Below are 8,130 nucleotides of genomic sequence, written 5' to 3'. Positions count from 1 at the left end.
TCCTCGGCGATGTCCTCTTCCTCAGACTCATCGGAATCGGTATCCTCGGCGATGTCCTCTTCCTCAGACTCATCGGAGTCGGTATCCTCGGCGATGTCCTCTTCCTCAGACTCATCGGAGTCGGTATCCTCGGCGACATCCTCTTCCTCAGACTCATCGGAGCCGGTGTCTTCTTCGCCATCATCGAGCCATCCCAAACTGGTGGAGTCATCCCACAGTTCTTCTTGGATAGGTTCATCTGCTTCCGAATCCGACTGAGTTACCCGCCGCAAGCGATCATTAGGTGGCTGATAATACTCGAGGTATTCAACCAACTCTTCATTAGTTGTACGAGTTGCACCTTCTCCTAGGTAATCGGTCAGACCTGTGCGATCGCCGAATTGATAGCTCAAGATGATCAGACCATCAGTAAATACAGTGCGAGTACCATTACCATCAACGTCCAGCATGGTATTGGCATCTTCAAAATACTCTTTCAACTCATCATTAAAAGTCCGTTGAGCCCCGTCTCCTTTGTAGCCCTCAAAGTCGTTGTTGCCACCAGGATTTATCAGGTGGGTCAGAATCATCAAACCATCACTAAATGTCTGATATCTGCCATCCCCATCAATATCCAACTCCCGGCGGACAATATTGAGTTCGTAATTGGGATTGGTGGCATCATCGACACCGGCAACCTTGATGTAAATGGTATTGTTCGTATCTGGGAAACCGATGGATTGGAAGTCAGAAGAATTAGGATTAGAACTCTTGACAGCATTGAGTGGCTCACCGTTAGCATCTAAGAGTGGATTACCCTCGGCATCTAACAGTTCCAGTGACAGTTCGCCGTCGCCTTCTTCGTATTCGATCGTAATCCCATTGGGATACCGTTCTGGAATCCGGGTGGGAGTCACCGCAAACCAATCCACATCTCCCTCGCCAATGGACAAACCGGGAATCGCGATCGACGTATCGGGTCCCAACTCGCCCAGGTTGTGGGCTTTGACTTGACTGTTGTTGTTCGTACTGCCTTCGAGGGCATCGGGCTCAATCTCAACTGCACCCGAAGCTCCCCGGACTGTCGGTGCATCCACTTCCAGGGTGTAGTCGGGGTTCTCATCTCCGGACACCTTAACGAAGTAGGTTCCTCGTGGTTGTCCTTCGAGACTGAAACTGACATTACCCTCATTGCCGGGAATCGTGCCCAATTGCCCGCTCTCACCCCGGTCAAAACTGCCGTTTTCATTGCCTTTGTAGAGTTCCAGGGTCAAGCTTCCGTCTTGTTCGGAGTTGATCTGAACGCTATCGGCTTCCGTACCCATACCCCGCATTTCAAAGCGATACCAGTCAACATCGCTGCTACTGTCGAGGGACAGGTCGGAGAACTGGTGATCGGGACCAGCCAGACGTCCGAGGTTGAACGCCAAGTTGGGCGAGTTGTTATTGAGGTTGCTGGTCGGGTTCCCGCTGAGGTCCGTGGTTTCGGCATAGTCCGCCTCGATCCGCCGGCTGCGGCTTTGGGCTTCGCTGCGATCGCGTCCCGTAAAGGCTTGCAGGAATTCTCCCCAGCGAGTATCCCTGACCAACTGATAGTTGTCAGCAGTGTAAATACTACTGTTCAAGTTACTGCCGACTGGTGGTAGGTAGATACTCAGACCCGAGACATTTCCCAGATTCACCTGATCGATGAGGACTTCATTATTAAGTGTTTGGGAAACATTGCGAGCTGCCGTAGCAATTGCCCCGGATGTCTGCCGGGCGATCGCATCCATAAAGCTGCCCAAATCTCGCTCATTAGGCTTGTCAAACGCTGTGGACGCCGAACGAGCTTGGATGATGGGAGTCCAATCTGGCCCGGTGCCAGTATCGAGGACGGCTTCGACAAATTCATCGATCGCGGTGTTGAGTGCGCCCAAGGCACCGGTTCGGATTGCCGATTGAGTTTCCCGATTGTTGTAGAACTCACCGTAGGAGTCCACGACTGCCTCGCCCATCTGTTCGGCATCCAAACGACCGCCAGCGATCGCCAGGTCTTGCAACCAGCCCGTATAATCCCAGCCCTGACCCGGTTCCAAATCCTGGGATGCGACGACCACCTCGGCCAGATCCTTGATTTCGTAAGCTTGCTCGACCAATCCTTGCAGGCAGGCGTCGAAACCGACGACCTTGAGATTGCCACCCAAGTTGGCATCTGTAATTGCCCCGGTCACCTCGCTCAAGGATAAGTTGGCGTTGCCATCGGTTTCATCCCAAGCGACACCGGACAGGCCGCCACCGTGATCCCAAATCACAACCGCATAATTTTCAGCTGGGTAGTTTTGGGCGCCCCACTGGATGAACTCGGTGAGGGTTGCCGGATCTCCCATGTTGAGTTCCTCGAGGGACTGCAAGTCGCTCGTGATCAAGCTGGTGTCGTTGTCGTGCTCAATCAAGCCCCGGCGGGTGTCTGTCCAGTTTCCGTTGCTGGTGTCGTCCCACCGCTCCGGCGAGCCATCGATGCGATCGATTTGAACCACCACATTGACGTTATCCGGCAGGTTGACGGCTTCCATTTCGTTGATGTCAACAATACCCGCACCTTCGAGGTTGTTGTCCGCGGCGATGTAGACCATAATCGTCCACTGGTCAGTATCAGAGGTATTGTTGGGATCGTTGTTGCTATTATCCTCATTTTCGCTGCTACCGCCGACCGTGGTGATATTCAGGCTGTATTCGGGGTTAGACACTTCCTCATAGCCGTAGACTTCAACCCAGTAGTCGCTGTCTGCGGTTCCCTCAAAGGTCACCCATTCCTCATTGGTGGTGCCTTCAGAAGTACCCAGTAGACTTTCTGAATCGTAAACTCGCAGGTCTACATCTCCTTCGGCGTGGTTGAAGTCGAGGCTGACCTCGACAGTGCCGTTACTGGAGGGCCTGAACTGGAACCAGTCGGTATCCCCTTCCGTGAGAGTGAGATCGTCTTCCCCGACATCGCGAGACCCGAAGAGATAAGCCGTGGCTTGGGTGTTGTTTTCTTCAAAGCGATCCGGACTGATTCCCGTCCCAGGACTCGAACTTCCTTCGAGGGGGGCATCAACCGTCAGTTGATATCCGGGGCTGGTCGCACCGTCGTACCCGAACACTTTGACATAGTAGGTGTCGGGAGCCAGTCCATCCAAGTAGATGGTTTCGACGTTGCCAACTCCCGCAGATTGTCTCAACGGAAATGCCCCAGTTTGGTCGTAAAGTTCAATGTCAATGTCTCCGTCGCCGTGGTTAAATCCATCCACCTGGACAAAATCCCCAAAGTTCCCCATCTCGGCGAGGTCAAACCTGAACCAGTCCGCGTTACCCGCTTCATGAATATTCAGACCGGAGATGGTGCTGTTGTCTCGCACCAGAGTCGCTGCTGTCAGAGAATCATTCGATTCATAACCATCCGGACCCGTAATCGTATTAGCATCATCATCCTCACTCGGAGCATCGGGTGCATCGATGGTGAGGGTGTAATTGGGGTTGCTGGCTCCGTCAAAGCCGTAAACACTGATGTAGTAGTTCCCGGCATCTAAATAAGCCAGACTGATGCTCTCTTCATCGGAAACGCTGTAGGAGCCGTCGATATAATTACCATTCCCGTCAAACAGTTCGAGATCGAGGTCGCCAAAGTCGTCGGTGAAGTTGATCCGAATTTCGTCGCCCACCTGAGCCTCATCGAGCATCTCAAACTCATACCAGTCGTATTCCACCTCCCCGGCCGGCGGCGGTGCAATCACCAGGTTCGAGTAAGTATTCAACCCCCTCAACTCTCGCAGATCCGATGCCGTTTCGCGAGAATTGTTAGACTCATAACTGTCATCTGAACCGACACCCACACCCGTATCATCACCCGGGGCGTTGATGGTCAGGGTGTAATCATTTTCGGCTCCGGCATAGCCATAAACATGGGCGTAATAGACTCCCGGTGCGAGTCCTTCCAGGCTCACGGTTTCATTATCGGTAACGCTGTAGGAGCCGTTGAGCGGGCTGTTGTTTGCATCGTAGAGTTCGAGGTCGAGGTCTCCGAAATCGTCTATAAAGTTGATCGTGACAGCATGATTCGCCCCACCCGTTCCGGTCATCTCAAATTGATACCAGTCATCGTCTAAGGCGGTCAGCACGGCACCATTCTCGATGAAGTTCACCCCTTGCAACACACCCAAAGGCCATGCACTCTCAAGACTATCATTCTCTTCTAAGCGATCGTCACGGCCGTTACCTGTACCCGTTCCCTCTGGTGCATCAATTATCAGAGTATAGTTGGGGTTTGTGGCTCCGCCATAGCCATAAACACGGGCGTAATAGACTCCCGCTCCCAGTCCGTCCAGGCTGACTATTTCATCATCAGTTATGCTGTAGGAGCCGCTCAATGGATTGACAGGATCCTCTGCTGCATACAGTTGGAGATCGAGGTCGCCCGCAGCATGAGAAAACTCGATCCGAACTTCATGATCGAAAAATCCATCACCATCAATCTCAAATCTGAACCAGTCGGACTCCTCTGATTCACCGACTTCAGGAGGGGCAATCACTAAGTTGTTGTAGACGTTGTTGTAACCCCGTCTGAGCCCCAAATTAGCAGAAGTGTTAGCTTCAGTTGCAGAATCGTTGGATTCATAGCGATCGTCATTACCAACGTTTCCCGTCCCGTAAGGAGCATCGATGATCAGCTCGTAATCAGAAGTGGTAGCCCCTTGGTAGCCAAACACTTGGGCATAATAGGTACCTGGGTCAAATCCTGCCAAACTAATACTTTCGTAATCGCCCGTACCGGTAGACGAACTGATCAGAGTGTTGCCATCAGAGTAAATTTTCAAGTCAAGGTCGGCAACAGAACCGTCAAATGCGATCGCCAGTTCATTTCCGAATACACCCTGCCCAGAGATATCAAAAGAAAACCAATCGTCATCCAGCAGGGCTAAATTGTCATAAGAGACTTCTCCCTGTACAGACCCCAGAGGAGACGCCTCTGCGAAGATATTATTGTCTTCGTATGGGTCATCCGATTGGGTTTGGGGGTTGTCAATAGCCAGAGTATAGTTTGGGTTGCTGGCTCCGTTCCATCCGTAAACTTGGACGTAATAGGTTCCCGCAGGTTGATTTGCCAAACTAATACGTTCTTCCTCTGAAGTGCTAGTTGAACTTCCAATCTGATTCCCCCCCGCATCGTAGAGAACCATGTCCAGATCTCCGAGGTCATGGGAGAAATTAATCCGCACCTCGGCATCAAATCCGCCCATTCCGCTGGTCGTGAAGGTGAACCAGTCATCATCTTCGGACTCAATGACCAGGTTTTCGTACTCCGCCAAGGCAGTCACGGAACCGAGATCAGCCGCCGTCTCGCGGGTGTCGTTGGGTTCGTACTCATCATTTGATGAGCCTCCTCCCGAGATGAACGGCGCAAAGATTTCGAGGTCATAGTCAGGGTTACTCGCTCCGTTCCATCCATAAACCTGAGCGAAGTAAGTACCCGCACTCGGTAGAGTGATACTCTCAAAATCTCCCGTACCTGCTGAACTGGTGAGGAAATTCCCATTGGCATCATAAAGTGCCAAGTCTAGGTCTCCATTCCCGCCGTTGAAGGAGATATCGACCTCGCCGTAGAAACTGCCGGTTTCAGGTTCAGAGGTTTCAAATTGAAACCAGTCTTCATCGCCGGACGGATCGATGCTCAGACCGTAATTACCGGTCTACCCATTAACTAGCCCTAAGAATGTTGCACTGGTCTGTGCATCATTCGGCTCTAAATAATCAACCATTTTAGCTTATCCATGAAACACCGCGATATCCAAATCTTGCCGAATGTTCGCCAATTAAAGGATTGCCAACCAGACCGATCGCCGATCGCCTTCGCGAACCATTGCAGCATTTGATTCTCACAAACCAACCCCTCTCGCTATCAAAAAGCGAGAGATTTTGAGACTCTGAAAGCCGAAAATATTTGAGTTCAAAAACCTCTGAACTCAGTCCTCCGGCTTGAGTGGACTGCCAATTCTAGTGCTGGGGTTGGCAATTTCCAATTGGGTATGACGAACGTGGGTCGGCCCACAATGTCGATCTTGACAGACCACGAAGAGGGTAAAGATTGCAGTCGTGACGGGGGTACAATCGCAAGCCAATCGACAAACAATGAATATGACACAGTGGTTGCCCCGGAAAAATGAGGGTCAGGAGGTTGGTGTTCTCATTTCACCCATCGGCTCCAGGGTCTCTTGGGCTTGACCTGACTTTTGTACCGACTCCGCAGCAGCAGTTCGCTTGATGACCACCCCATGAGTAATTCGACGATTTCATCGTACCTTACCGATTTGACTTTTCAGCAAAAAATAACAAAATTTAATAATTTGCTTTTCAATCCAACGCTTTTATTTACAAATTGTTACACGATACCCCCGGGAATTGGGCCATGATTCGAGTTCTAAAAAAGGGTGTTACATTTCCAGGCGGTGGAGTGCCGAGTTGACCCGATTTCTCAACACTGTGAGTGTACCAGAGTTGACAATGACGACTCATCCGATATACCAATCTGATAGAATGGGTTCCTGGAGAGTTCCCAGATCGGACTCGCTCCGATTTCGGTTTTGGCTTCGTTTTCGTTGCCGGCCGATCGCCTTAACTGCTCGAAGTAATCCCCCGATCGCGCAACTGCCGCATGAAAAATTCCTCCAGAGTGAGGCGGGATAAGTTCATGGAAATTAACTGTCCCCCATCTGCTTGTAAATGCTCCAAAAACGCTTGGGGATCGCCGGTGAGGTGTCCCTGCCAACTGTCCCGCTCCCTATCGAAATTTTCCAGCCAATTTTCGAGTGTTTCGCGATCGCCCCCCTTCCCCGTCACCGCGTAAGTTGCCGCCGTCCCCAACAACTCGTCCAGGGAACCGGCACAGATCAATTCCCCCCGCACCAGAATCCCGACGCGATCGCAAATCTTCTCCACGTCGGACAGGACGTGACTGTTAAAAAAGATCGTCTTTCCCTGGTCTTTGAGCGATAAAATAATCTCCCGGATCTGATAGCGCCCCATCGGGTCCAACCCCGACATCGGCTCATCCAGAAACACCAACTCCGGGTCATTAATCAACGCCTGAGCCATGCCGATGCGCTGCAACATCCCCTTGGAATACTGGCGCATCTGCTTTTTCACCGCCGCCGACTTCGCCAGTCCCACCAAATCCAATAACTCGGGGATGCGCCGGCGACTCACCCCCCGGGGAATTTGGAACAATTCTGCGGCGAACTCCAAAAACTCCCACCCCGTCAGGTGGTCGTAAAAATAGGGGTTTTCCGGCAAATATCCCACCCGCTGTTTCACCGGGCGATCGCCGATGGGTTTTCCCAGCAGCGACGCCCTTCCGGAGGTGGGACGCACCAACCCCAACAACAGTTTAAATAACGTCGTCTTTCCCGCCCCGTTTTGGCCGAGCAAGCCGAAAGTTTCCCCCCGATACAGCGTCAGGGTACAACTTCGCAGGGACTCGATTTTTTGGTTCATCCAAAACCCCGTCCGGTAGAACTTGCCCAAATTCTGGGTTTCCACCACCGGGACGGGTTCGGACTGGGGCGATCGCATTTCCAACTCAGGAGCCTGATTCATTTTTGCATCACATTCATGCGGACATATAGCAGTGTGAAATGATTCGTGAAAAATCGATCCGCTCAAAGCCCCCAGTATTGGGGGTTTGGGGGCCGGACAATTTTACAAATGGTTCCACATTGGGCTATATTCAATTTTTATCAGAAAATCGCGTCCGACACCCCCAACTGCCCCCAAACCGTTTTCGCCCCCACCGCGATCGCCTCGTCCACAATTTCCGGGAGATATCGCGATCGCCGAAAAACATTCACGATATCGATCGCCTCCGGAACCGTTTCCAAACAAGGATAGCAGGGCTCGCCATCAATTTCCGCCACAACCGGATTCACGGGATAAACGCGATACCCCTGCCGTTTCAAGAATTGGGCGATTTGATAGCTGGTGCGGTGGGGTTTGTCCGAGTGGCCCACCACCGCGATCGCCCGGGACTGCCCGAGCACCGCCGCCATCGCCCTGTCATCTACGTTGAGATCGACCATAATTCACAAAAGCCCCATCACCTGCGACCCACATAAAAAATCAGAAATCTGCGTCATCTGC

3 protein-coding genes are annotated in these 8,130 nt (G+C 52.0%); all 3 read right to left on the bottom strand.

From position 1 onward, the window contains the following. The coding region (locus AC0QHF_RS14075; protein ID WP_375341429.1) for a pre-peptidase C-terminal domain-containing protein at positions 1 to 5,666 on the bottom strand (5,666 nt) is incomplete at its 3' end. A gap of 943 nt (positions 5,667 to 6,609) precedes the next feature. Next, positions 6,610 to 7,590 carry an ABC transporter ATP-binding protein gene (locus tag AC0QHF_RS14070; protein WP_324704852.1) on the bottom strand — a complete coding sequence of 327 codons (981 nt, stop codon included), beginning with the start codon at positions 7,588 to 7,590 and terminating at the stop codon, positions 6,610 to 6,612. Positions 7,591 to 7,730: 140 nt separating this feature from the next. Continuing rightward, positions 7,731 to 8,069 carry a CoA-binding protein gene (locus AC0QHF_RS14065; protein WP_324704851.1) on the bottom strand — a complete coding sequence of 113 codons (339 nt, stop codon included), beginning with the start codon at positions 8,067 to 8,069 and terminating at the stop codon, positions 7,731 to 7,733. Between the last annotated feature and the right edge of the window lie 61 nt (positions 8,070 to 8,130).

Source organism: Lyngbya sp. CCY1209, assembly GCF_055795065.1.
This window is presented reverse-complemented; position numbering and strand designations above follow the sequence as displayed.